The following is a 24,585-nucleotide window of genomic DNA, read 5'->3' on the forward strand; positions in this document are numbered from 1 at the left end:
TCAGGGTTTCTGGACCGCCGGCTGCCTGTATAGCACGGCAAAGGCTCTCCAGACGCCGGGGTTGAGCGCTTCGCTCTCCATCCGGCTGACAATCCGGTAATACTGCGCGCCGCGCTGATTAGCCTGGCGCCTCACTTCTCGGTCCGCGTCATCGGGACTCCCCCGCACGATAACAGAAAGCGTGTCGATTCTATCCAGTGAAAAGCTTTGCTGCCGTGTGATTTCAATCGCCTGTTGACCGGGCGGCGGCGCGGGTTCTGGCGTGTTCAAGCCGCAGGCGGAGAGTAGCAGAGAACATGAAAATATCGCCAGTCGCTGACGTGTCCGTTGTAATGCGCTGCGCGCCAAAAAGAAAATCGCTGAACATTTTCGCTGAAAAGGCTGAGGCTCCGTCAACAGCATCTTCGCTGCCTGCTGGTGCGTGGATGACTCTGCTGGTTTTTCGCCTTTTGTGTGGCACTTTTCGCTGGTGGATTGACTAATGGCTGTCGTTTTTTGCTTGCCAATTGCCTTATCGCAGTCGTAATATTCTGCTGTTTCCATTTCCACTCACCTATCGCATTGCAAAGGAGGTTCAGTATGACTTATTCACATTCAACCCTTTGCAGGCAATGTCAGGATTAATCACCGCAGTTTTCTGTTTCTTTGCGTCTTGTTCCGGCTTCTGCCTGCCCACGAAATCTTTTTCAATTGATCATTAGGATTGATCTATGGGCAATACAATTCGCTCTATTTCTGCGTGCGTGAATGTGATCGCGTCGCAAAACACCTGGATTGATGATACCGCCATTCAGCAATTGACCGCTACAGCCGGTCTGCCGGATATGGCGCGGGTGTCCGGCATGCCGGACCTGCATCCGGGGCGCGGCTATCCCATTGGGGCCGCTTTTTTCTCTCTCCGCCGTTTTTACCCTGCGCTGGTCGGTAACGATATCGGCTGTGGCATGGCGTTATGGCGCACCGGCTTATCTGCCGGCAAAATTTCTCTGGATAAGCTGGAGAAAAGATTGGGCAATATCGATGGTCCGTTGGACGACGTGCCGGACCTCGACGACGATATGCTGCCGCACCGGTTTTCTCTCGGCACCCTTGGCGGCGGTAATCATTTTGCCGAGCTGCAACAGGTGGATCAGGTCTACCAGCCGTCACTCTTTGAAGAAATGATGCCGGACGCCCGGCGACTCTTGCTGCTTGTGCATAGCGGGTCGCGAGGGCTAGGTCAGGCCATTTTGGAGCAGCACGTCCGAAAGCACGGGCATCAAGGTTTGCGGGAGGGGACGCCCGACGCTGATGATTACTGGCGGCAGCATCAACAGGCGCTGCGCTTTGCCGAGGTTAATCGGCAGTGCATTGCCCTGCGTATGTTGCAGCGGTGGCACACGGACGGCGAAGCCTGCTGGATGTGGCTCACAATCTGGTGACGTCGACCACCATCGACGGCGAGGCCGGGTGGCTGCACCGCAAGGGCGCCACGCCGTCCGATGCCGGTCCGGTCGTCATCCCCGGCTCTCGCGGCGATTACAGCTATCTGGTACAGCCGCGGCCCGATGCAGTCAGTCTGTACTCATTGGCGCACGGCGCAGGCCGCAAATGGATGCGTACCGAATGCAAGGCGCGCCTTGAGCAGCGCTACAGCATGCAGGATCTGGCGCGTACCGCGCTGGGGAGTCGCGTCATCTGTCAGGATAAACAGCTGATGTTTCAGGAGGCGCCTCAGGCGTACAAGTCGATTGATACGGTGATCGCGTCTCTGGAAGGGGCGGGACTGATCACGCCAATCGCGCGTTTGAAGCCGTTGTTAACGTATAAAACGCGGGGAGGTGCCGCATGATTTTTCTGCAACTCTCCGCCGCGCAAGGGCCTGATGAGTGCATGTTGGCGACCGCCAAGGCATTACACACGCTGACGCGCGAAGCGCACGCGTTGTCCGTCACGCTGGAGATGGTCGAAAGCGAATCCGGGGACCGGCCGGGAACGCTGAGATCCGCGTTGGTTCTACTGCAGGGCGACGCCGAGGAAGCGCTGGCGGACGCATGGTGCGGGACGTTGCAGTGGGTTTGTCCCAGTCCCTGGCGTAAAGGTCCCGGGCGTAAGAACTGGTTTATCGGCGTGCAGCGTTTCACCCCACAGCAAACGTTCACTGACGGAGAGATCCGTATCGAGACGCTGCGCTCTTCCGGTCCCGGTGGCCAGCACGTCAATAAGACGGAGTCCGCCGTCCGCGCGACGCATGTCGCCAGCGGCATCAGCGTACGGGTGCAAAGTGAGCGTAGCCAGCATGCCAATCGCCGTCTCGCGCTCCATTTGATTGAGTGGCGCTTACGGCAGCAGCACCAGCAGCGGACGGCGGCCTTGCGGGAGCAGCGACATCGTTGTCACCAACAGGTTGAACGTGGCAATCCGGTGCGGGTGTTCAAAGGCGAGCGCTTCGAACCCTGTGGTTAGCCATCCGCCAGCCGTCACGCTTTGTCGTTTTTTATCTATGGTTGGGGGGATTTCTTTTTATCCCTCAGGTGTGTTTGGCGCTATGGTATGGGGAGTAAACGCGCTGGCGACGGCACTGGCGGCGTAGATGAACGAAAAGGGAGGTGACACTGATGGTCGATATTTCGGTAACCACGATAAACGGCGTTGAGGCGTTGCACGCTACGCCATCAGGCAAACAGGCTGCGTCTCTGCCCACCGTTTTCTTCTTTCACGGTTTCACCTCCTCGAAAGAGGTCTATTCCTACTTCGGCTATGCGCTGGCGCATGCCGGATTTCGCGTGGTTTCCCCGGATGCCCCGATGCACGGCGCCCGCTTTGACGGTGACGACGCGCGGCGTTTGCATCATTTCTGGGATATCTTCCAGCAGAATGTCCGGGAGCTGCCGGAGTACGTGGCGCATTTCCGTCAGTTGGGATTGATTGAAGACGGGCGCATTGGCGTCTGCGGCGCTTCATTGGGGGGGATGACCGCGTTAGCGTCGATGACGCAGTATCCGTGGATCAACGCGGTGGCGGCCTTTATGGGATCGGGCTATGTCTCATCATTGTCGCGCTCTTTGTTCCCTCCGGTCGCGCCGGATGAACCGCAGAACGCGCCGCAATTCGCGTCGCTGGCAGAACAGCTTGCGCCTTACGATGTGGGGCATCAGCTGGAAAAAGTGTCTGACCGACCGCTGCTGCTGTGGCATGGGCTGGCGGATACGCTGGTACCGGCGGACGAGACTGAACGTTTGTATCAGGCGCTTGCCAAACGTCAGCTGGACGCGAACGTGACTTATCTGACGGAGGCGGGTATCGGCCATAAAATCACCCCCACCGCGCTGCGGGCGGGCGCCCATTTTTTCCGTCAGCACCTCTGAGTGGCGGACGTTTTCCTGTCGTCAATCACATCATTGACTCTAAGGCCGCGTCTTTTTCTCGCGGCCTTTCTGCTTTCCCGGCCACATTGTCGCTTGTGTTACCTGTACGGGGCACTTATAATTGCGCGTCATTTTTTCGGCCGCACACAACTACGTTCCTTGCTTCCATGGGCCGCGGCTGACCCTGACAGGAGGCTGAATAATCCGTAAGGAGCAATTCGATGCGTCATTACGAAATCGTTTTTATGGTTCATCCTGACCAAAGCGAACAGGTTCCAGGTATGATCGAACGTTACACCGGTGCTATCACTGGTGCTGAAGGTACGATCCACCGTCTGGAAGACTGGGGCCGCCGTCAGCTGGCTTACCCGATCAACAAACTGCACAAAGCTCACTACGTTCTGCTGAACGTGGAAGCTCCGCAGGAAGTGATCGATGAGCTGGAAACAAACTTCCGCTTCAACGACGCCGTTATCCGCAGCATGGTTATGCGCGTTAAACACGCGGTAACTGAAGCTTCCCCGATGGTAAAAGCGAAAGACGAGCGCCGCGAGCGTCGTGAAGATTTCGCAGAAACCAGCGATGATGCTGAAGCTGGGGATTCTGCAGAGTAATTTGCCGTGATGACGACTAATCGACTGGTACTGTCCGGCACCGTGTGCAAGACGCCCATTCGAAAAGTCAGTCCTTCGGGTATTCCTCACTGCCAGTTCGTGCTTGAGCATCGTTCTTCGCAGCAGGAAGCCGGATTTAACCGGCAAGCATGGTGCCGTATGCCCGTGGTTGTCAGTGGACACCCGTCACAAGCATTAACTCACAGTATAACGGTCGGCATGCAACTCACCGTTCATGGTTTCATTAGTTGCCACCAAGGGCGCAATGGCCTGAACAAGGTTGTTCTACATGCCGAGCAGATTGAATTGATAGATTCTGGAGACTAGCCAAATGGCACGTTATTTCCGTCGTCGCAAGTTCTGCCGTTTCACCGCGGAAGGCGTTCAAGAGATTGACTATAAAGACATCGCTACGCTGAAAAACTACATCACTGAAAGTGGTAAAATTGTACCGAGCCGTATCACCGGTACGCGTGCAAAATATCAGCGTCAACTGGCCCGTGCTATCAAGCGCGCGCGCTACCTGTCTTTGCTGCCGTACACCGATCGTCATCAGTAATCGGCTGCTGTCTATTAACAAGACTTTAAGAGGATAAGGTAATGCAAGTTATTCTGCTTGATAAAGTAGCAAACCTGGGCAGCCTGGGCGACCAGGTAAACGTTAAAGCGGGCTACGCTCGTAACTTCCTGGTTCCGCAGGGCAAAGCTGTGCCGGCAACCAAGAAAAACGTTGAGTTCTTCGAAGCTCGTCGCGCTGAACTGGAAGCCAAACTGGCTGACGTTCTGGCCGCAGCTGAAGCTCGTGCCGCTAAACTGAACGAACTGGCTAACGTCACCATCGCTTCCAAAGCGGGTGATGAAGGTAAACTGTTTGGTTCTATCGGTACTCGTGACATCGCTGATGCGGTTACCGCAGCTGGCGTTGAAGTTGCGAAAAGCGAAGTCCGCCTGCCGGATGGCGTTCTGCGTACTCTGGGCGAACACGAAGTGAGCTTCCAGGTTCACAGCGACGTATTCGCTAAGCTGAACGTGGTTATCGTTGCTGAAGCGTAATTTACGCTGATGTTAACGTCGTAAAACGCTGGCCTTGTGCCAGCGTTTTGCATTTCTGGGGGGAGTGAATCGATAATTCACCTGGGTGGGTAACAGGCCCTTTCCGCTGACAGAAAGCGCCCGCTTTCTTTTTGACTTTCCTATCCGTGACTCAAACGCCACCTAGCGAGTGCGAACAAACGCGCCGTCCTGCTGACGGACGAACTGCACCGTCTGGTTATCCGTTGTATCAATCTCTAATTCCGACACCACGTCCTGCGCATTCAACCGCAGTCTGACCTTTTGTCCCGCATGAAGACTGCTGAGCGGTTTGTCGCTGCCTTCCACCTGCGCCATGGCGAACACGTCGTTAACCGGCAGGTTGTGATCGCGAAAAAGCTGCGCCAGCGTTTGTCCTGAGGCTATCTGGTAGTTTTGCCACGGTTTTTCCGTTGCTGCGGGAGCCGCTTCTGCTTGTTCCGGCGCAGGGGCTGAAACAGTATGCGGCGTTGGATTGACCAGCCTGGCTTGAACCGGAGCGGGCTCTGACGCCAACGGAACATTTGTGGGGCTGGCGACGTTCGGAGACTCCGGCGTTGGAGAATAGGGCCAGAGCAGCACAATCAGCAGCAAGGTCGCCGCAATCAGCAACCCGCGACGATGCGGATAGGGCAGCGGTTCCATCCACTGGAAGCGGTCCGGCACATGCCAGAGCTGACGTAGCAGCGGCGAGATTCGGCCATAGGGGATGCGACGTGCGGAGGCTGACGCGGACGGTCTGCGGCCTGGCATTTTATCGGCGATGCGGAACTGCCAGGGACGTTGACGCCACAAGCGCAGGCAGGATTGCCATAGCATGCGGGAATCCCTGCGAGTTTTACTTCTCCTGGGCGCGATTCTGCCATGATGACCTCTCTTGCTACCGTGTAAGGTAAAACGCCTTGAGTATATCGGTAATCCCTTAATGATAGCCAGTAAGTCAGAACGCTTTTGGGGCGGAGTCCACGCTATCGGTCACAAGGTATGTCAGCGCGCGTCCGGCGGGGCTGGACAGAGAAAATTTTACCCATAAACCTCACGCTGTTATGCTGCACGTTCGCTATTTTTACAGAAAAAAGGAACATCAATGACAACGCCTTCTTATGACAGCGTAGAAGCCCAGGCAAGCTACGGCATCGGCCTGCAGATCGGTCAACAGTTACAGGAATCGGGTCTGGAAGGGCTGCTTCCTGAAGCGCTGGTCGCTGGCCTGCGTGATGCTCTTGACGGACAGGCGCCAGCCGTACCGGTCGACGTCGTTCACCGTGCGTTGCGTGAAGTTCATGAACGTGCGGATGCGGTACGCCGCGAACGTCAGCGCGAGCTGGCGGTAGAAGGTCAGCGTTTCCTGGAAGAGAATGCGCAGAAAGAAGGCGTGAGCAGCACCGAGTCTGGTCTTCAGTTCCGTGTGTTGACTCAGGGCGAAGGCGATATTCCTGCCCGTCAGGACCGCGTACGTGTGCACTACACCGGTCGTCTGATCGACGGTACGGTCTTCGACAGCTCCGTACAGCGCGGCCAGCCGGCGGAATTCCCGGTCAGCGGCGTTATCCCAGGCTGGGTTGAAGCTCTGACCCTGATGCCGGTCGGTTCCAAGTGGGAACTGTATATCCCGCAGGACCTGGCCTACGGCGAACGTGGCGCTGGCGCGTCCATCCCGCCGTTCAGCGCGCTGATTTTTGAAGTCGAGCTGCTGGAAATCCTGTAAGTCAGGAAACCGTCAGACCGTCGACGGGCGGTCTGACATCTCGCCTTACCACGAGAGCGACTGCCTCGTTAGAAGTTATACCCCACCATGGCGTAATATCCCCATCCGGTCGATTTGATCGGCCCCTGCGGCGTGCCAATCTCCGCCCCATCCTGCCATTGTCCGCCGTGATGGAAATAGCGCGCGACGAGCGCGTAGTGCCAGTGATCGTAGCCCAGCGACAGAATGTGGCTGGAGGCAATAGAGTTGCTGGTGCGTACTTGCTTACCGTTACCGTCTACCCAGTTGCTGTCCTTGGCCAAATCGGAGCCAAAGTCGAAGTTGGTGAAACCGATGTAGCTCAAGTTGCCGCCCCACAGCGGGGTCAGCGGAACAAAGTATTTCACCTTGATGCGATAGCCGTCCCACTGGTTTTCGTTGGCCGCCTGATAGTTTTCCCACTGATATTTAGCGTATACGTTCAGCGACAGGTTGATCGGCAGACCGGTATCGATGTCGGTGCCAAGCCCCATGTACCAGGTATTCTGACGTCCGTCGGCGTTATGCCCGAGGTCGTAGATATAGTTATTGGCGAAGTACCACTGCTTGAAGGGACCGAAGCTGAGATCGGTGCCGGTCAGGTTATCGAGGGAAACGCGGGGTTCGATTTCCATAAACAGCGGAGAGCCTTTGTCCCAGATGCCGCTGTCGGGCGTGTTGCCGACGCCAAAGAACTTGGGAACATCCACATAGCCGTAAAAGTCGAGTAAGTCTGTTTTGGCGAAGGCTTCGTATTCCAGATAAAGGTCGTTATTGAGCTGTGGTCCAAAGCGGGTATGGTAGCTGCCGACGACGTTGACGCTCTGATGCCACCAGTCTGAGGCATACTGACCGTCGGCCGCGGCCGCGCTAAAAGACGAAGCCAGCAGCGCACCGGCGGCAAAGGCGATTTTCTTCATGTGTTTCCTCGTTAAAACAAAGAGCGTTTCCTGCTCGTTAAAGGTGACGGCGTGCTGAAAACACGCAGCACCAAAATCGTGGAAAGTTAAGCGTGTCTGGCGGCAAGGGCTGTCATCCCTCTCTGCCGCGTTGATTCACCGTGTTCAGAACGGCATAACGGTGGGGCGCAGGTCTTTCAATCACGGCATGGCCGAGCCTGATTCTTTCCTGAGCCCTTTGACCTCTGCCGGTCAGAAGCAAATGACATACCAGAAAACGTCGGCTTCCTTTCCGCCTTGCGTTTTGTTACCTGATGCAATACCTGGAGGATGTTGAAACGGAAAGTCCGTTCAATACCTGCGTATTTCGCCTCTTTTTGGTGAAAGACAGGCGGTGTATGCACCAGCGAAGAGCCGGACATCGCCGATGGGGCCGGCCGTCAACGGCGGGCTGTAGTATCAACGGAACGATGGCGGGAAAGTTTGGTCTGCATCAGTTCTTAGCCGGTTTTCTCTTCTGCGATGTGCTTGCACCTAATGTTTATGCGCCTAATTCGTTGAAAACCGCCTATATATCGATTTTTAATAAGTTAAACCTATCGTTTTAGACGAAAGTTGGTACGCGGCTTGCGTGCAGGTGGATGATACCTCCACCACACCAAGGAATGCTGCTGATGAAAGAACACTGTTCCGGTCCCACGTTTTCTTTGACTCGTTTGGCTCTGGCCGTTCTGATGGTGGGGGCGACGTTGCCGGCTGTCGCTCGCGCTGAAAGCACGTTACGTATTGGCATGACGGCGGCGGATATTCCACTGACGTTGGGCCAGCCCGATCAGGGGTACGAAGGCAACCGCTTCACCGGCATCACGCTTTATGATTCGCTGACGCAGTGGGATCTGTCGCAGGGCGAAAAGCCCAGCGGACTGATACCCGGTCTGGCGACGGGCTGGAAAGTGAACCCGGACGATCCTACACAATGGACCTTCACGCTGCGTCCGGGCGTCAAGTTTCATGACGGCACGCCGTTCAATGCCGATGCGGTGGTGTGGAATGTGGATAAGGTGCTGAACAAAGCGTCTGTTCAGTTCGCGCCCGCGCAGATCGGCACGACCGCGTCGCGTATGCCGACGCTGGTGTCCGCACGCAAGATTGACGATTTGACGGTAGCGCTGGTGACGACCGAGCCGGACGCCGTCCTGCCTTATAACCTCACCAACCTGTTTATCGTCTCGCCCACCGCGTGGCAGCAGGCCTTTGACGCTGTGCCTGCTTCGGTGACCGACCGAGCGGAGCGCGCCAAGCAGGCCTGGACCGCCTTTGCCGCCAAAGCGGTGGGGACCGGGCCGTTCAAAATGAATAAGCTGGTGCCGCGCCAGCAGCTGACGCTCGATAAAAACCCCGACTATTGGGACAGCAAACGCGTGCCGAAAGTCGACCATCTGATTTTGGTGCCGCTGCCGGAAGCGAATGCCCGCACGGCGGCGTTGTTGTCCGGTCAGGTGGACTGGATCGAGGCGCCCGCGCCGGATGTGATGGAACAGATCAAGAGCCGCGGCTTCAAGATCTACGCCAATGCGCAGCCGCACCTCTGGCCGTGGCAGTTTTCTTTCGCGCCGGGCTCGCCGTGGTTGGATAAACGCGTCCGTCAGGCGGCCAACCTGTGTATCGACCGTAGCGAACTGAAGTCGTATCTCGGCGGTTATATGCAGGAAGCCACCGGCATTTATGAAAAGGATTCGCCGTGGTACGGCCATCCGCAGTTCAAGATCCGCTATGACGCGGACGCGGCGCGCAAACTGATGCAGGAAGCAGGGTACAGCGAGAGTAAACCGTTGTCGGTCAAAGTTCTGGCCTCCGCTTCCGGTTCCGGGCAAATGCAACCGTTGCCCATGAACGAGTTTATTCAGCAAAGCCTGAAAGCCTGCTACTTCAACGTCAATATTCAGGTGACGGAGTGGAATACGCTGTTCAGCGGCTGGCGACTGGGCGCGAAAGATCCGGCGGCGCAGGGCGCCAATGCTGTCAACGTCAGCGCGGCGGTGATGGATCCGTACTTCGGCATGATGCGTTTCGCCAGCGAAAAAACCTTCCCGCCCGTCTCCACCAACTGGGGCTATTTCTCCACGCCGCAGATCGAGGCGTTGATTACCAAAACCCGTAATGCCTTCGAACCCGCCGCGCTGGATGCCGCCGCGGCCGAACTCCACACCGCGATAGTGGATGAAACGCCGTTCCTGTTCGTGGGGCATGACATGGCGCCGCGCGCCATTTCACCTGCCGTGACCGGCGTCGTGCAGGCGCAGAGTTGGATGATCGACCTGACGCTGCCCGCCAAGAAAGCGGAGTGATACCGTCTGGCCGCCCTTCTCGGGCGGCACCTAACCCCATCGCGGAGGAGCCATGTTTGTCTATCTGATCCGTCGTCTGCTGCTGGCGACGCCCATTCTGCTTGGGGTTGCACTGGTGTGTTTCATGCTGGTGCATATGACGCCGGGCGACCCGCTGGTGTCGGTCATGCCGCCGGATGCCTCGGAAGCGCTACGCCAGCAGCTGATTCGCGACTATGGTTTTGACCGGCCGCTGCCCGTGCAGTTCGGGCTCTGGCTGTGGCACGCCGTGCAGGGCGATTTAGGGATGTCGATTGCCAGCGGTCGGCCGGTGTTTGTCGAGGTGATGAACGCCGTCGGCTATTCGCTGCGTCTGGCGCTGCTGGCGACGCTGATCGGTTTTCTGCTCGGCAGCTTCTTCGGCTTCGTCGCGGGCTATTTTCAGGATAGCTGGCTGGACCGACTGGCTTCCGTGCTGTCGGTCTTCGGCGTCAGCGTACCGCACTATTGGCTGGGGATGCTGCTGGTCATCGTGTTCTCCTCTCAGCTCAACTGGCTGCCTGCGACCGGTGGCGGTCCGTTAGGCGAGGGCGGCTGGGCGTGGGACTGGGCGCATCTGCGGTTTATGCTGCTGCCCGCGATGACGCTGTCGGTGATCCCGACCGGCATTATCGCGCGCACGGTGCGGGCGCAGGTGGCGGAAACGCTATCTCAGGAATTTATTGTCGGGCTGCGGGCGAAAGGCATGAGCGAACTGACGCTGTTTCGCCATGTCGCCAAGAATGCCGCCCCAACCGCGATGGCGGTGATGGGCCTACAGGTCGGCTATCTGATGGGCGGTTCCATTCTGGTTGAGACTGTCTTCTCCTGGCCGGGGACCGGAATGCTGCTCAACTCGGCGATTTTTCAACGCGATTTGCCGCTGTTGCAGGGCACCATTTGGGTTTTAGCGCTGTTTTTCGTCGTGCTGAACCTGCTGGTGGATGTGCTGCAAACGCTGATCGATCCGCGCATCAAGAGGGGATGAGCATGAGTGTGAATATCGGCGTTGCGCCCTCTCCGGTGGTTGAGACGGCGCCGATCGACCGCGCTTCCGGCTATTGGCGGGAAGTCGGAAAACGTATGGCGAAAGATCCCACCGCGTGGTGCGTCGGCAGCGTGATCATGGTGTTGCTGCTGCTGGCGATCTTTGGTCCCTGGCTGGTGCATGGCGATCCCTATAGCACGTCCATGTTTAAACGGCTAAAGCCCATCGGCACGCCCGGTTTCCCGCTCGGCACCGACGAGCTGGGACGAGACATGCTCTCGCGCCTGATGCTCGGCGCGCGGCTGTCGCTGTTTATGGGGATTACGCCGGTGATCCTCGCGTTTTTTATCGGCTCTGCGATCGGCGTCGTCGCCGGGTATGCGGGCGGGTGGCTGAATACGCTGATCATGCGGACTATCGACGTCTTCTATGCGTTTCCTTCCGTGCTGCTGGCGATAGCGCTTTCCGGCGCGATGGGCGCGGGCGTCGGCAACGCGCTGCTGTCCCTGACGCTGGTGTTCGTGCCGCAGGTGACGCGCATTGCGGAAAGCGTCACGACCCAGGTGCGCAATCGCGACTATATCGAAGCCGCGCGCGCGTCCGGCGCTTCGGCGTGGGTGATTATCCGCACTCAGGTGTTGGGCAATGTGCTGGGACCGATTTTTGTGTTTTCGACCGGGTTGATCTCGGTGTCGATGATCCTTGCCTCCGGCTTGTCGTTCCTTGGTCTCGGCGTGAAACCGCCGGAGCCGGAATGGGGGCTGATGCTGAATACGCTGCGTACGGCGATCTATACCCAGCCGTGGGTATCGGCGCTGCCCGGCGCGATGATCTTTATCACGTCGATCTCTTTCAACCTCCTCGCCGACCGACTGCGGATCGCGATGGCGATAAGGAGCTGATGCGATGAGTACTCAGGATATTGGCGGCCCCGCTCAGCCGCTGCTGATCGGCACCGATCTGGTGAAGCACTTCCCGTTAAAGGGCGGATTGGGCAAAGCGGAACGGGTGCGCGCGCTGGACGGTATCGCGTTCAGCGTGATGAAGGGAGAAACGTTGGGCGTTGTCGGCGAATCCGGCTGTGGAAAATCGACGACGGCCCGCGTGTTGATGCAGCTTATCGCGCAGGATAGCGGCGAGCTGATTTTCGACGGGCTGACGGTCGGCGGCAGCCAGCTGTCTTTGCGCGACTACCGGCGACAGGTGCAGATGGTGTTTCAGGACAGCTACTCCTCGCTGAATCCGCGTCTGACGATGCAGGCGGCGGTCGCCTTCGGGCCGTCGGTTCACGGGGTGCCTGCCGCGGAGGCGAAACGACGCGCGCGCGATTTGCTGGAGAAGGTGGGACTGGACCCCACGCGCTTCGCCGGGCGTTATCCGCATGAGTTGTCCGGCGGCCAGCGGCAGCGCGTGAATATCGCTCGTGCTTTGGCGGTCGAGCCGCGGCTGGTGATTCTGGATGAAGCGGTCTCGGCGCTGGATAAGTCCGTTGAGGCGCAGGTCATCAACCTGCTGTTGGATTTGAAAGAGAGCATGAATCTGACCTATGTCTTCATCAGCCACGACCTCCACGTGGTGCGCTATCTGTCCGATCGCATCATGGTGATGTACTTGGGCGAGGTGGTGGAGGTCGGTCCCGCGGAAAGTCTGTTCGAGCGGGCGCGTCATCCTTATACGCGCGCGTTGTTAAGCTCGATGCCGTCGATGGACCCTGGCGCCCGAACCCAGCAGGCGCCGCTGAGCGGCGATCCTCCGAGTCCTATTCGGCCGCCGTCCGGCTGCCGTTTCCATACCCGCTGTCCGCACGCCGAGGCGGTGTGCGCCCAGCGAAAACCCATCATGTCATCCTGCGGCGACGGGCATCAGGTGGCTTGCCTGATGGCGGAAACGGATGCCGGGCATTCGCACAGCGCCGCCGCGCTCACTACCGAGGAGGTCTGAATGACGACACAATCTTTAATGGCGGTCGACGATCTGCGGGTGACGTTTCGCCGTGGCAATCAGACGCTATCGGCGGTGAACGGCGTGAATCTGGCGCTGGGGCGTGGAGAAGTGCTGGCGTTGATCGGCGAATCCGGCTCCGGAAAAAGCGTGACGCTGCGTGCGTTAATGCGCCTGCATCCGGCCCGAACCACGACGATTGATGGTCAGATTCGTATCGCCGGTCAGGATGTGATGTCGCTGTCTCCGCGTGAACTACGGGCGATGCGTGGACCCACGGTCGCGATGATTTTTCAGGAGCCGTTACTGGCGCTCGACCCGGTTTACACCATCGGTCAGCAAATCATGGAAACCGTTCGCAGACACCGCGCCGTTTCCCGTCGGCAGGCGCGCGAAATAGCGCTGGACGCACTACAGCGGGTCAGAATCCCCAGCCCGGAACAGCGACTTAACGCCTATCCGCATGAAATGTCCGGCGGGATGCGGCAACGCGCCATGATCGCGCTGGCGCTGGCTTGTCAGCCACAGCTGTTGTTGGCCGACGAACCCACGACGGCGCTGGATGCCACGGTGCAAATCCAGATTCTGATCCTGCTGCGCGAATTGCAGCAACAACTGGGCCTGTCGATCATTTTCGTGACGCACGATATCGGCGCGGCGGTCGAAGTGGCCGACCGGGTTGCGGTGATGTACGGCGGACGCATCGTCGAGCAGGCGCCGTTGGCCGAGCTGATGCAAAGCCCGCGTCATCCCTATACGCGCGTGTTGCTCGGCACTCGCCCGCAGGGCGGACTGGAAAAAGGAAGCCGTCTGGTGAGTATCTCCGGCGCGCCGCCGGATCTGGCTAATCTGCCCGCGGGCTGCGCGTTTGCGCCGCGCTGCCCGCAGGCCAGCGAAACCTGTCTGCGCCAGGTGCCGACGGAGAGTCGGGTCGCGCCGTCGCATCAGGTTTTCTGCCATCACTGGCAGGAGAACTAGGCCGATTTGCCTGAATGGGCCGGTCGTAGCGGCCTTTTTGTGGCCGGAAGTGCTGCCGTTAGCGGAATAACAGGAAATTAGCCATTTTCTGATAGAGCGTGTGTCAGATTCCCCGTATACCGTTGCCATACGCCGCATCGCGGTGACGTAGAGGGTATGATGATGATTAAACCGCTGTTATTCGCTGCTGTTATGGCAGGAGTGGTCTATACGATGCCCGCCGCGCAAGCTGACAGCCTGAGTCTGTCGTTGCCGGGGGTGCAGCTGCACATTGGCGATCGCGACAGACGGGGCTATTACTGGGACGGCCGCTACTGGCGCGATCCTGATTATTGGCGCGAACGCCATCACTATCACAGACCGCCGCCGCCGCCGCGTCATTACTATGAGCCGCCGCCGCGCGTGATCGTCGTGCAGCCGCCGCCGCGGGTCTACCGCGAGGAGCGCCACCACCGCGGGCCTGACCGGGATTGGGATCGTCGTGACCGCGATCGTGGACACCATCATCGTGACGACGATCGTCATCGCTAATCGCCCGTCAGACGGCAAGAGGAGGCTCGCTTCCCTTGTTGCGACACCAGGCTGATTCAGCACCGTTTTCTTCTCAAGGGATGCCAGCAAGCGCGGCATCCCTTGTCATTTCAGGCATTGGTATCCTACGTTGAATCTCTGGCGAAGCCCGTTTGACCTGTCCCGGTACGGTAACGGTCCACACCTGCGTTTGGGGTCATCAACTGTCGGGGACGTCATTTCAGGTTTCTCAGGATCATGTTTTGCACTGCGCTTTTTGCCCTGTTCTCTGGTGCGGCCGTCTCGAGAAGGGAATGCGCTTCTTCGCCCCATGCCTGCCGGTGTCTCTTCGTGCGGTGTTTGGACGGGGTGGTAGTGGAGGGGATATCTCATATAATCAGGGTTAACAGATGAAGTATCATCCCCTATAAGCGAAGGGCGTGCAGACGCGGTCATTGCCTGTAGCATCATGGCCGACTCATCCCTTTTCAGCGTTATCAGACGGGGCATCAGGCGGCCTCGGCAACCGGTAGAGAGGAGACACCATGCTAGATCATATTTGCCAGCTAGCGCGTGAGGCGGGCGACGCCATCATGCAAATTTACGAGGGACAGGCGCCGGTTGAGGTCAAACATAAGCAGGATGACTCACCGGTGACCGCGGCCGATATCGCTGCGCACAAGGTGATTGCGCGGGGGCTGACGACGGACTATCCGGCGATTCCCTTGCTGTCTGAAGAAGATCCGCCGCAGTGGTCAGAACGCCAGCGCTGGCAGCGTTACTGGCTGGTGGACCCGCTGGATGGAACGAAAGAGTTTATTAGTCGTAACGGGGAATTCACCGTCAACATCGCGCTGATTGAAGACGGCAAACCGGTGCTGGGCGTGGTGTACGTACCGGTGACCGGCGTGATGTACGCCGCCGCGGATGGCAAAGCCTGGAAAGAGGAGTGCGGCGTCCGTCTGCCGATTCAGGTACAGGACGCGCGTCCTCCGCTGGTCGTGGTCAGCCGTTCCCATGCGGATGCGGAGCTGCAGGACTATCTTGCTCAACTGGGCGATCATCAGACCGTCGCTATCGGTTCATCGCTGAAGTTCTGTCTGGTGGCGGAAGGAAAGGCCCAGCTTTATCCACGGTTTGGACCGACTAGCGTATGGGATACCGCCGCAGGACACGCTGTGGCGCTGGCGGCGGGCGCACAGGTTAACGACTGGCAAGGCCAGCCGCTGTCTTATCTCCCTCGCGAATCCTTCCTCAACCCCGGATTCCGCGTTTCCCTGTATTAATCCTGTCAGCCTATTCTCCGGGCTCATGTCCTTGGCCCGGAGCCCTTCAGAGGCTGTTCTCGCGCTCTCCCTTTCTGTAACGCCTTAAAGTTTTATGAGGATTGTCCGAAACTTTTAAGCGCCGTCGTCATTCCGTCATACAAGGACGGTATAACACCGCACGGCCTCAATGATTTGGCTGAAACGGCGGGAGACGCCGCTGGCAATTGGTGTTCTGTATTACCCTGGTATTTGAAGGTTTATTCTGATTTATCAAATTTTGCGTTTTTCTGTTCCGTAAACTAATGTAAAAGCGATAAATAATGCTGGCTTATAGGGAACTTCCCATTAAATATCGACCCTAAATGTAGGATAAAGCTTGGTGCGTCATACACCCTGTACCGGGTTGGTGGCAGGAGGCGCACTACTGGAACAACGTAAGGAGAGGAAGTATGAGGATCTTCGAACGCTATAATCCCTTTAAAGTCGCCAAGTACGTGAAGACACTGTTTCGCGGCCGCTTGTATATCAAAGGGGTTGGTGCTTTTGAGTTCGATTACGGCAAAATTTTACTGCCGAAAAAGAAAGACAAGCAGCATCTTGAAGTCATGTCTGAGGTAAACCGTCAGGTCATGAAACTGCAGTCAGAGCTGGCATAACGCCGCTTATCGCCCTCGAAATAGGGATGTTGGAGACGGCGGACCGAACTGTTGCGACACATGCAATGAATTGATGCACGATGTGTAAAAAGAACAGGTTCGGATCTGCGCCGGTATGAGGGTGACCGGTACGCCCTGCGGTTATCCAGCGTCAAAAAAAGGCCCGTTAACGGGCCTTTTTTAATGGGTGAAACACCGTTTTATGGCTGCACGATGGTGACATCCGGGGCCGCGCTTCCCGCCGGTTTGTCTTCCAGTCGAGTGACCAGCAGCTGGTCTATCTTGTAGCTGTCGATATCCACCACTTCGAACTTGTAGCCTGCGAAACGCACGAAATCAGTTCGTTTAGGGATTTTTCGCAGGGTGTACATCATGAAACCGCCGATGGTTTCGTAGTTGCCGGAGTGTGGGAAGTCGTCGATATTCAGTACGCGCATCACGTCGTCGATCGGCGTGCCGCCCTCGATCAGCCAGGAGTTGGCGTCACGCGCCACAATCTGTTCTTCCAGCCCCTGACCCACTAAATCGCCCATGAGCGTCGTCATCACGTCGTTAAGGGTTATGATGCCGACCACCAGCGCATATTCATTCAGAATCACTGCGAAGTCTTCGCCCGCGGTCTTGAAGCTTTCCAGCGCCTCGGACAACGTTAGCGTATCCGGCACGATCAACGCAGGACGAATTTGTACGCCGCTGGTCAGTTCCAGGCTCTGATTTCCCAGCACGCGGTTCAGCAGGTCTTTGGAATCGACATAGCCGACGATCTGATCGATATGGCCGTCGCAAACCAGGAATTTAGAGTGCGGCTGCTGGGCGATTTTATCCTTGATACTTTCCTCGTCGGCATGTAGGTCGAAAAACACCACGCTTTCGCGAGAGGTCATGGAAGACGGTACGGTGCGGGATTCCAGCTCGAACACGTTTTCGATCAGCTCATGTTCCTGCTTACGCAGTACGCCAGCCAGCGCGCCAGCCTCCACCACTGCATAAATGTCGTCTGAAGTGATGTCGTCCTTACGCACCATCGGCAGCTTGAGCATCCGGAAGATCATGTTCGCCAAGCCATTAAACAGCCAGACCAACGGCCGGAATATCAGCAGACAGAAGCGCATGGGGTTGATGATCCGAACGGCAACCGTTTCGGGGGCGATCATGCCTATGCGTTTCGGCGTCAAATCGCCAAGCAGGATAAACAGGCTGGTAACCAGCACGAAGGAGCAGATAAAACTGACACGCTCGGCCATTTCCGGCGACATCACATTATCGAACAGCATGTTGAAGTAGGGGGAGAAGGCGGCGTCGCCGACGACACCCGCAAGAATGGCGACGGCATTAACGCCAATCTGAATCACGGTAAAGAAAATACCGGGCGTCTCCTGGAGCTTCATCACGCGTGCGGCGTTTTGGTTGCCCTCGTCCGCCATGAGTTTGAGCTTGATTTTGCGCGATGCAGCCAGGGAGATTTCAGACACGGAGAAAAACGCGCTAACGGCGATAAGAAAAATAATTAATAACAAACTGTTTAACATAGTTTTTTCGCTTTGCCTCAATAGACAGGGCGATCCTCAGGAAGGAAAATAATCATGAACCGACGGCAGGGAGCCGTGGACAAGGCCGGTTATCAGCCTCATGCCCGCGGCATTATAGCAGGAGCGGTCAAAGAACCGCCAGCACTGGCGTGAGGCGATCAGTGGGCCGCTAAAACGGCGTTTTAACGAGGAAAAAACGCCGTCGGTTTTAACGCGACGGCGTTCGGTAAAATCAGCGCTGCGGCGGCAGGCAAACGCCGATGCCGCCGAGTCCGCAGTATCCTTCCGGATTTTTGTACAGGTACTGCTGATGCTCATCTTCGGCATAGTAGAACGGCCCGGCCTCAGTGATTTCGGTGGAGACCGTTCGCTTGTCGCCTGCCGCTGCCATCGCCTGCTGGAAACGTTGCAGGCTCTCTTTCGCCGCCTGTTCCTGTTCCGGCGTCAGCGTATAGATCGCTGAGCGGTACTGCGTGCCGATATCGCCGCCCTGACGCATCCCCTGCGCCGGATCGTGATTTTCCCAGAACACTTGCAGCAGCTTCTCATAGCTGATGATGGCCGGATCGAAAACGACCCGCACGACTTCGGCATGACCGGTTTTGCCGGTGCAAATTTCCCGATAGGTCGGATTCGGCGTGTAACCGCCGCTGTAGCCGGAAGCCGTACTGTAGACGCCCGCTTGTTCCCAGAACAAACGTTCCACTCCCCAGAAGCAGCCCATAGCGAAAATGGCGACGTCCATGGTGTCCGGCACATGCGTCATCGAGTGTTGGTTGACCACATGGAGCCGGGCGACAGGCATCGGCGTGGAGCGGCCAGGCAGCGCGTCGGTCTGACTTATCGGCTGCGTTTTATCAAAAAGTGAAACCACGTTGAGCTCCCGTTTGCTGATTGAATCATCATTATCGGTTACGGTTCCGGTATCGTCCGGGCAGGATAAAAGGGTGTGCGAGCGAGTTTCCCCTTGTATACACTATATTTTAGGCTTTACCGGCTAATATCTATGGCTAAAGAGAAACAATTTAATTCTATAGGGTGATCAGGGAGCGCAGTGGCGATTTTTACATTGAAGAGGAATTTTTATCGCACCGGCGGCCTCCGCCTGTGCCGTGCGATAGGTGTGTGCGGATTACTGCTGGCGAGTGCGTCTGCCAGCGCCGCTTCCAATGTCCGTCTGCAGGTCACGGGACTGACGGGCGACCTGCAAAAGAACGTGCGAGCGCAGCTGTCGACCATTACCGCCGATGAAGTGAGCGCAGATGGACGTTTCCGTTCCCGCGTCAACACGGCTGTTCGACAGGGTTTGCGGGCGCTGGGCTACTACGATCCTGAGATCGACTTTCAGTTCTTACCCGCCGTCAATGGCGGCCGTCCGGTGCTGATGGTCAAGGTGACGCCGGGAGAACCGGTGAAAATCGCCGGTGTGGACGTCGATATTGAAGGGCATGCTCGTAACGACGAGGATTTCCTGAAGCTGAAGAAAGAAAAAACGCCTGCGCTGGGTACGATCCTTAACCACGGCGATTATGACGATTTTAAAAGCGACCTGAACACGCTTGCCGTCAGCAAAGGCTACTTCGACGCGCACTTCCTCAAAAGCCAGCTGGGGGTGATGGACTCGACCCATCAGGCCTTCTGGGACATCGACTACGACAGCGGCGATCGCTATCGCTTCGGCGCGCTGAGCATCGAGGGATCGCAGATCCGCGAAGAGTACGTCCGCGCGCTGCTGCCTTTCCACGAAGGCGATGACTACACTTCTGAACAGCTGGGCGAATTCAACCGCCGACTCTCGGCCACCGGATGGTTTAACTCCGTGGTGGTGTCCCCCGACCTTCAACGCGGCAGAGAAAACAAAAATAAAGAGCTGCCGATGGAAGCCCTGCTGTCTCCGCGGACGCACAATACCGTTGAAACCGGGGTCGGCTACGCGACGGACGTGGGTCCGCGCGTGAAAACGACCTGGAACAAACCCTGGGTCAACTCCAGCGGCCACAGCCTGCAAAGCAGCTTCAGCGTTTCGGCTCCGGAACAGCAGCTCGATCTGAGCTACAAAATCCCGCTGCTAAAAAGCCCGCTGGAGCAATACTACCTTTTGCAGGGCGGCTTCAAGCGTGAGGACCTCAATGATACCAAGGCGGACTCCACCACCCTGAATGTGGCCCGTTACTGGAACTATTCCAGCGGTTGGCAGCGTTCAGTCAACTTGCGTTGGAGTCTCGATCACTTTACTCAGGGGTCGGTGACCGACACGACGATGCTGCTTTACCCCGGCTTCAACGTGAACCGTACCCGTCAGCGGGGCGGTTTGATGCCGACGTGGGGGGACTCGCAAAGCTACTCCATCGACGTGTCCAATACCGCCTGGGGATCCGATATCGACTTCTCCGTCTTCCAGGCGCAGAACGTCTGGATCCGTACGCTGGAAGAGAAACACCGATTCGTCGTGCGCGGCAATCTGGGCTGGATTGAAACCGGCAGCTTCTCCCGCGTGCCGCCATCCCTGCGTTTCTTCGCCGGGGGCGACCGCAGCATTCGCGGCTACAAATACAAATCTATCTCTCCTCGCGATGGCGACGACAAGTTGACCGGGGCCTCCCGGCTGGCGACGGGCTCGCTCGAATATCAATACAACATTACCGGCAAATGGTGGGGCGCGGCGTTCATCGACAGCGGTGAAGCGGTCAACGACTTCAAGCAAAGCAACTTCAAAACCGGGGCGGGGGTCGGCGTCCGCTGGGCGTCCCCGGTTGGGCCTATCAAGCTGGACATCGCACGACCTATCGGCGATCCGGAAAAACACGGTTTACAGTTCTACATCGGTTTGGGGCCTGAATTATGAGTAAGTTGAAAAAAATCGGGATCGGCCTCATTGCCGTGGTATTAGCGCTACTGGTGGCGTTGACGTTGTTGGTGACGACGACGCCCGGGCTGCATTTCATGCTCAGTTCGGCCACGCGTTGGGTGCCGGGATTGGCTATTGGGAAGGTAGACGGCGGCTGGCGCGACCTGACGTTACAGGACTTCAGCTACCAGATGCCGGGCGTGACGGTGAAAGCTTCCCGTCTGCATCTGGCTCTGACTCCGAACTGCCTGTGGCACAGCCGACTGTGCATTAACGACCTGTCGCTACAGGGGCTGGACGTGGTGGTGGACACCAAGGCCATGCCGGCCGCCGCTCCGGAGAACACGACCGCCAGCGAGCCGACCACGGAAATCTCTACGCCGGTGACGCTGGATCTGCAACATTTCAGCCTGCAAAACACCCGCGTGACGGTGGACGATGTCGCCATCTCGCTGGCGGAATTTCAGACCGGCATGCTGTGGCAGGGACGGTCACTGACGCTGCAACCGACCCGTATCGCTTCTTTACTGGTCGCGCTGCCTAAAACCCCCGCGGGACTGGTCGTCAAAGATAACGTGACGGCGGGCGACGTCGCGCAGACGCTGCCGCAGGTGGCCAAAGCGTCTCAGGATAAAGAGGCCGGAGACGCTAAAGCGGCGTCGGCGGAGAAAGCGCCCGCCGAACCGCCGTTAGGCGAGCGTCTACAGGCGATGTTTGCCAAGCCGCTGCTGAACGACATGCCGGACATCACGCTGCCGCTCGATGTGACGATCGCGGATATCACTGGCGAGCAGCTGCGTGTCACCGGCGATCAGGATGTGACGATCAACCGTCTCCAACTGCAAGCCTCCACGCTGAAACAGGCCGTCACTCTGCAAAAGTTCAGCGTACAGTCCCCGCAGGGATCGCTGTTCGCCAACGGCGCGGCGACGCTTAACGGCGACTGGCCGGTGACGTTTAACGCCAACGGCGCGCTGAACATCGACCCGTTGAAGGGGGAACGCCTGAAGCTCACCGTCGACGGCGCATTGCGGCAGCAGCTGAAGCTGGCGATGAATTTGTCCGGTCCGCAGCGCGCGCAACTGAATATCGACACGGCGCTGGCTGAGACGGGCCTGCCGTTGACGCTGAAACTGCAAAGCTCACAGCTGCGTTGGCCGGTGACCGGCACCGCGCAGTATCAGATGAATAACCTGCAAGTGAACTTTGGCGGTAAAGCGACGGACTATGCGCTCAACGTGAAGGGCGATATCCGTGGCAGCGCCGTTCCGCCCGCGTCACTGCGGGTCGAAGGGAAAGGCGATTTGCAGCAGTTCGAGCTGGCGCACCTGCGGCTGGATGCGTTCGAGGGCTACGGCGATATCACCGCGAAAGTCGACTGGCGCGACGCCGTCAACTGGAGCAGCGCGCTGACCCTCAGCCGTATCAATACGGGGCGGCAGTGGCCGGATTGGCCGGTACGCCTTAACGGCAGCATCAAGGCTAACGGGCAGGTCGTCTCCGGCAGTGACTGGACGCTACAGGTGCCTCAGGTGCAGATGGACGGCAGCATCCGTCAGAACAAGCTGACGGCGAAAGGTTCCCTGAGCGGTAACGCGGCGGGGCAGTGGAACGTGCCCGGACTGAATCTGGCGCTGGGACGCAACCAAATCAACGTGAAGGGAAAACTGGACGACCGCTGGCAGTTGTTGGCCGATATCAACGCGCCGGAGCTGAATGGCATGTTGCCGGGTCTGGGCGGGCACATCCTCGGCAATCTTCATCTGGACGGCCGTCGTGACGCGCCTCAGGTGCGCGCCGACTTAACGGCCTCTGGGCTGCGCTGGCAGGAACTTCGGATTCAGCGTATCGACCTGAAAGGCGATGTTCGCTCTGATCAGCAGATTCAGGGGACGCTGGCGCTCAAGGTGGCCCAGCTCACTCAGGGGGCGCTGAAGATCAGCTCGGTTGACCTGGCAGCGGGCGGCAACGAAAACAAACATCAGCTCCAGCTCACCGTGAAAGGCGAGCCGGTTTCCGGCCAGCTTGCGGTGAATGGCAGCTTCGACCGCGCTCAGCAACGCTGGCGCGGCACGTTGAACAACACCCGTTTCGATACGCCGGTAGGCGAGTGGCGGCTGACTCAGGCAATGTCGCTGGATTATTTGGCGGCGGCGCAGAAAATCACCGTCGGCACCCACTGCTGGGTGAATCCGCATGCTGAAGTGTGTGTACCTAAACCGATAGAGCGGGTCCGAGCGGACAGGCCAGCGTGCGGCTCAACCGCTTCGACCTGGCGATGCTGGAGCCTTTCCTGAGTGAAGATACCGTGCTGAGCGGGCGTTTCACCGGCGATGCCAATGTGAGCTGGCAGGCAAACGGCGGACTGCCGCAGGCCAAAGTCACATTGAACGGCGATGGTGTAAGCGTACGCCAGCAGATGCAGGGCGGCGCGCTGCCGGTCGTCTTCGACACACTGACGCTGAACGCCGGTCTTGACCGCGGTCAGGCCAAAATCGGCTGGCGGATGGCGATTCGCGGCAACGGCCGTCTGAATGGCGACGTGCTGATCAGCGATCCGCAGCAGCGCCGTAACCTGAGCGGTACGGTCACCATTGATACGCTGTCGCTGGATATGCTCAATCCGGCGTTGCAGCAGGGCGAAAAAGCCGCGGGTATTCTGAACGCCAATCTGCGGTTAGGCGGCAACGTCGAACGTCCGCAGATCTTTGGTCAGATGGTGTTGGAAAAACTGGATATCGACGGTAACTGGATGCCGGTCGATCTGAAAAATGGCCGTCTTGCGGTGTACTTCAATGGCATGTCCTCCACGCTGCAAGGCTTCCTCAAAACGACGCAAGGGCAGGTCAACCTGGCCGGGGGGGCCGACTGGTCGCAGCCGGATGCCTGGCGCGCGCGCGTGGCGGCGAAAGGCGATCGTATGCGAGTGACGGTGCCGCCGATGGTGCGTCTGGATGTGTCGCCCGACATCGTTTTCGAAGCCACGCCGCAGCTGCTGGCGTTGAACGGGTCAGTGAATATTCCGTGGGCGCGCATCGTGGTGCATGACCTGCCAGCCAGTTCGGTGGGCGTTTCGTCGGACGAGGTGATGTTGAATGAAGAAGGAAAACCGACGCAGCAGAAATCGACCTCGATTCCGATCAACAGCAACCTGACTATCCATATCGGCGACGACGTCAAACTGGATGCTTACGGCCTGACCGCCAATCTGGCGGGCGATCTGAAAGTCGCGCAGGACGAACGTGGTTTGGGGCTTAATGGCCAAATCAATATTCCCAGCGGGCGATTCAAGGCGTATGGTCAAGATCTGCAGGTTCGCAAAGGTCAGCTGTTATTTGCGGGACCGCCGGGACAACCGATGCTGAATATCGAGGCTATCCGTAACCCTGACAACACGGAAGACGATGTCACGGTGGGAATTCGCGTCACGGGCTCCGCGTCGGCGCCCAAGCTGGAGGTCTTCTCCGATCCGACCCTATCGCAACAGGAAGCGTTGTCCTATCTGCTTCGCGGTCAGGGGCTGGATAGCAGCGGAACCGATAGCTCAATGATGACCTCAGCATTGATCGGTCTGGGGGTTGCGCAGACAGGCCAAGTTGTGGGTAAAATCGGCGAGGCTTTCGGCGTAAGCAATTTAGCTCTGGATACACAGGGCGCTGGCGACAGTTCGCAAGTCGTCGTCAGCGGTTACGTCGCACCGGGCCTGCAAGTCAAATATGGCGTGGGTATATTTGATTCACTGGCAACGTTAACGCTGCGTTATCGTTTAATGCCGAAACTATATCTGGAGGCGGTGTCTGGCGTCAGTCAGGCATTAGATGTGCTCTATCAGTTCGAGTTTTAG

21 protein-coding genes and 2 pseudogenes are annotated in these 24,585 nt (G+C 58.0%); 18 read left to right on the forward strand and 5 right to left on the reverse strand.

Going from position 1 to position 24,585, the window contains the following annotated elements; all coding sequences use genetic code 11:
- Complete coding sequence (gene bsmA, locus AU509_RS11850) at positions 1–543, reverse strand: biofilm peroxide resistance protein BsmA (RefSeq protein WP_244200989.1); 543 nt, start codon at positions 541–543, stop codon at positions 1–3.
- Between the two features lie 167 nt (positions 544–710).
- On the opposite strand from bsmA, the pseudogene AU509_RS11855 reads away from it, so the two are divergent.
- From AU509_RS11855 to rplI, 7 genes and pseudogenes are all read left to right on the forward strand, one after another.
- Positions 711–1,831, forward strand: a pseudogene (locus AU509_RS11855) (RNA ligase RtcB family protein).
- On the forward strand, positions 1,828–2,445 hold the full coding sequence (prfH, locus tag AU509_RS11860; protein ID WP_094118419.1) for a peptide chain release factor H: 618 nt from the start codon (positions 1,828–1,830) through the stop codon (positions 2,443–2,445). Before AU509_RS11855 ends, prfH begins: the two are co-directional and overlap by 4 nt.
- Before the next feature lie 152 nt (positions 2,446–2,597).
- Positions 2,598–3,347, forward strand: a complete 750-nt coding sequence (yjfP, locus tag AU509_RS11865; RefSeq protein ID WP_094118420.1) for an esterase — start codon at positions 2,598–2,600, stop codon at positions 3,345–3,347.
- A gap of 221 nt (positions 3,348–3,568) precedes the next feature.
- Positions 3,569–3,961 carry a 30S ribosomal protein S6 gene (rpsF, locus tag AU509_RS11870; protein ID WP_085651128.1) on the forward strand — a complete coding sequence of 131 codons (393 nt, stop codon included), beginning with the start codon at positions 3,569–3,571 and terminating at the stop codon, positions 3,959–3,961.
- 9 nt (positions 3,962–3,970) lie between these two features.
- A complete protein-coding gene (gene priB, locus AU509_RS11875; protein ID WP_085651129.1) occupies positions 3,971–4,288 on the forward strand; it encodes a primosomal replication protein N in 318 nt (105 codons plus the stop codon).
- A 4-nt stretch (positions 4,289–4,292) separates the two neighbouring features.
- Positions 4,293–4,520, forward strand: a complete 228-nt coding sequence (gene rpsR / locus AU509_RS11880) for a 30S ribosomal protein S18 (RefSeq protein WP_000135199.1) — start codon at positions 4,293–4,295, stop codon at positions 4,518–4,520.
- 41 nt (positions 4,521–4,561) lie between these two features.
- Positions 4,562–5,014, forward strand: a complete 453-nt coding sequence (gene rplI / locus AU509_RS11885; protein WP_085651130.1) for a 50S ribosomal protein L9 — start codon at positions 4,562–4,564, stop codon at positions 5,012–5,014.
- Between the two features lie 162 nt (positions 5,015–5,176).
- Here rplI and AU509_RS11890 read toward each other — a convergent pair whose 3' ends face one another.
- Positions 5,177–5,851 (reverse strand): LysM-like peptidoglycan-binding domain-containing protein, encoded by a 675-nt coding sequence (locus tag AU509_RS11890; RefSeq protein WP_094118421.1) that lies wholly within the window; start codon positions 5,849–5,851, stop codon positions 5,177–5,179.
- Positions 5,852–6,119: 268 nt separating this feature from the next.
- Between AU509_RS11890 and fklB the strand changes: the two genes are divergently transcribed.
- Complete coding sequence (gene fklB / locus AU509_RS11895) at positions 6,120–6,740, forward strand: FKBP-type peptidyl-prolyl cis-trans isomerase (protein ID WP_094118422.1); 621 nt, start codon at positions 6,120–6,122, stop codon at positions 6,738–6,740.
- Positions 6,741–6,808: 68 nt separating this feature from the next.
- Here fklB and AU509_RS11900 read toward each other — a convergent pair whose 3' ends face one another.
- On the reverse strand, positions 6,809–7,678 hold the full coding sequence (locus AU509_RS11900; protein WP_094118423.1) for a nucleoside-specific channel-forming protein Tsx: 870 nt from the start codon (positions 7,676–7,678) through the stop codon (positions 6,809–6,811).
- A 653-nt stretch (positions 7,679–8,331) separates the two neighbouring features.
- Between AU509_RS11900 and AU509_RS11905 the strand changes: the two genes are divergently transcribed.
- The 8 genes from AU509_RS11905 to AU509_RS11940 all read left to right on the forward strand — a co-directional run bounded on the left by AU509_RS11905 (position 8,332) and on the right by AU509_RS11940 (position 16,364).
- Entirely contained in the window at positions 8,332–10,005 is a 1,674-nt protein-coding gene (locus AU509_RS11905) for an ABC transporter substrate-binding protein (protein WP_094118424.1), read from the forward strand.
- Between the two features lie 52 nt (positions 10,006–10,057).
- Entirely contained in the window at positions 10,058–11,011 is a 954-nt protein-coding gene (locus tag AU509_RS11910; protein WP_085651134.1) for an ABC transporter permease, read from the forward strand.
- A 2-nt stretch (positions 11,012–11,013) separates the two neighbouring features.
- On the forward strand, positions 11,014–11,913 hold the full coding sequence (locus AU509_RS11915; RefSeq protein WP_099045350.1) for an ABC transporter permease: 900 nt from the start codon (positions 11,014–11,016) through the stop codon (positions 11,911–11,913).
- 4 nt (positions 11,914–11,917) lie between these two features.
- Positions 11,918–12,952: an ABC transporter ATP-binding protein gene (locus tag AU509_RS11920; protein WP_085651136.1), complete on the forward strand. Its 1,035-nt coding sequence runs from the start codon at positions 11,918–11,920 to the stop codon at positions 12,950–12,952.
- A complete protein-coding gene (locus AU509_RS11925; protein ID WP_094118425.1) occupies positions 12,953–13,930 on the forward strand; it encodes an ABC transporter ATP-binding protein in 978 nt (325 codons plus the stop codon).
- A 156-nt stretch (positions 13,931–14,086) separates the two neighbouring features.
- On the forward strand, positions 14,087–14,461 hold the full coding sequence (locus tag AU509_RS11930; protein ID WP_409359763.1) for a DUF2502 domain-containing protein: 375 nt from the start codon (positions 14,087–14,089) through the stop codon (positions 14,459–14,461).
- A gap of 524 nt (positions 14,462–14,985) precedes the next feature.
- Complete coding sequence (cysQ, locus tag AU509_RS11935; protein WP_085651138.1) at positions 14,986–15,726, forward strand: 3'(2'),5'-bisphosphate nucleotidase CysQ; 741 nt, start codon at positions 14,986–14,988, stop codon at positions 15,724–15,726.
- Between the two features lie 431 nt (positions 15,727–16,157).
- Positions 16,158–16,364, forward strand: a complete 207-nt coding sequence (locus tag AU509_RS11940; protein ID WP_026739210.1) for a DUF1107 domain-containing protein — start codon at positions 16,158–16,160, stop codon at positions 16,362–16,364.
- A gap of 200 nt (positions 16,365–16,564) precedes the next feature.
- Here AU509_RS11940 and AU509_RS11945 read toward each other — a convergent pair whose 3' ends face one another.
- Together AU509_RS11945 and msrA are read right to left on the reverse strand one after the other, a co-directional pair.
- Positions 16,565–17,893 (reverse strand): polyamine export protein PaeA, encoded by a 1,329-nt coding sequence (locus tag AU509_RS11945; protein WP_085651139.1) that lies wholly within the window; start codon positions 17,891–17,893, stop codon positions 16,565–16,567.
- A 232-nt stretch (positions 17,894–18,125) separates the two neighbouring features.
- Positions 18,126–18,767, reverse strand: a complete 642-nt coding sequence (gene msrA / locus AU509_RS11950) for a peptide-methionine (S)-S-oxide reductase MsrA (protein WP_094118426.1) — start codon at positions 18,765–18,767, stop codon at positions 18,126–18,128.
- A gap of 231 nt (positions 18,768–18,998) precedes the next feature.
- Here msrA and tamA point away from each other — a divergent pair, with 231 nt between their 5' ends.
- A complete protein-coding gene (tamA, locus tag AU509_RS11955) occupies positions 18,999–20,738 on the forward strand; it encodes an autotransporter assembly complex protein TamA (RefSeq protein ID WP_244201033.1) in 1,740 nt (579 codons plus the stop codon).
- Positions 20,735–24,585: pseudogene (tamB, locus tag AU509_RS11960) on the forward strand (autotransporter assembly complex protein TamB). The gene tamA and the pseudogene tamB overlap by 4 nt, the downstream one beginning before the upstream one ends.

Source organism: Lonsdalea britannica (assembly GCF_002111595.1).
GTDB classification, from domain to species: domain Bacteria; phylum Pseudomonadota; class Gammaproteobacteria; order Enterobacterales; family Enterobacteriaceae; genus Lonsdalea; species Lonsdalea britannica.

Bases quoted from the DNA above. Each gene is read 5' to 3' on its own strand.
- bsmA (WP_244200989.1), bottom strand. From the start codon at position 543: ATGGAAACAGCAGAATATTACGACTGCGATAAGGCAATTGGCAAGCAA.
- prfH (WP_094118419.1), top strand. From the start codon at position 1,828: ATGATTTTTCTGCAACTCTCCGCCGCGCAAGGGCCTGATGAGTGCATG.
- yjfP (WP_094118420.1), top strand. From the start codon at position 2,598: ATGGTCGATATTTCGGTAACCACGATAAACGGCGTTGAGGCGTTGCAC.
- rpsF (WP_085651128.1), top strand. From the start codon at position 3,569: ATGCGTCATTACGAAATCGTTTTTATGGTTCATCCTGACCAAAGCGAA.
- priB (WP_085651129.1), top strand. From the start codon at position 3,971: ATGACGACTAATCGACTGGTACTGTCCGGCACCGTGTGCAAGACGCCC.
- rpsR (WP_000135199.1), top strand. From the start codon at position 4,293: ATGGCACGTTATTTCCGTCGTCGCAAGTTCTGCCGTTTCACCGCGGAA.
- rplI (WP_085651130.1), top strand. From the start codon at position 4,562: ATGCAAGTTATTCTGCTTGATAAAGTAGCAAACCTGGGCAGCCTGGGC.
- AU509_RS11890 (WP_094118421.1), bottom strand. From the start codon at position 5,851: ATGCTATGGCAATCCTGCCTGCGCTTGTGGCGTCAACGTCCCTGGCAG.
- fklB (WP_094118422.1), top strand. From the start codon at position 6,120: ATGACAACGCCTTCTTATGACAGCGTAGAAGCCCAGGCAAGCTACGGC.
- AU509_RS11900 (WP_094118423.1), bottom strand. From the start codon at position 7,678: ATGAAGAAAATCGCCTTTGCCGCCGGTGCGCTGCTGGCTTCGTCTTTT.
- AU509_RS11905 (WP_094118424.1), top strand. From the start codon at position 8,332: ATGAAAGAACACTGTTCCGGTCCCACGTTTTCTTTGACTCGTTTGGCT.
- AU509_RS11910 (WP_085651134.1), top strand. From the start codon at position 10,058: ATGTTTGTCTATCTGATCCGTCGTCTGCTGCTGGCGACGCCCATTCTG.
- AU509_RS11915 (WP_099045350.1), top strand. From the start codon at position 11,014: ATGAGTGTGAATATCGGCGTTGCGCCCTCTCCGGTGGTTGAGACGGCG.
- AU509_RS11920 (WP_085651136.1), top strand. From the start codon at position 11,918: ATGAGTACTCAGGATATTGGCGGCCCCGCTCAGCCGCTGCTGATCGGC.
- AU509_RS11925 (WP_094118425.1), top strand. From the start codon at position 12,953: ATGACGACACAATCTTTAATGGCGGTCGACGATCTGCGGGTGACGTTT.
- AU509_RS11930 (WP_409359763.1), top strand. From the start codon at position 14,087: ATGATGATGATTAAACCGCTGTTATTCGCTGCTGTTATGGCAGGAGTG.
- cysQ (WP_085651138.1), top strand. From the start codon at position 14,986: ATGCTAGATCATATTTGCCAGCTAGCGCGTGAGGCGGGCGACGCCATC.
- AU509_RS11940 (WP_026739210.1), top strand. From the start codon at position 16,158: ATGAGGATCTTCGAACGCTATAATCCCTTTAAAGTCGCCAAGTACGTG.
- AU509_RS11945 (WP_085651139.1), bottom strand. From the start codon at position 17,893: ATGTTAAACAGTTTGTTATTAATTATTTTTCTTATCGCCGTTAGCGCG.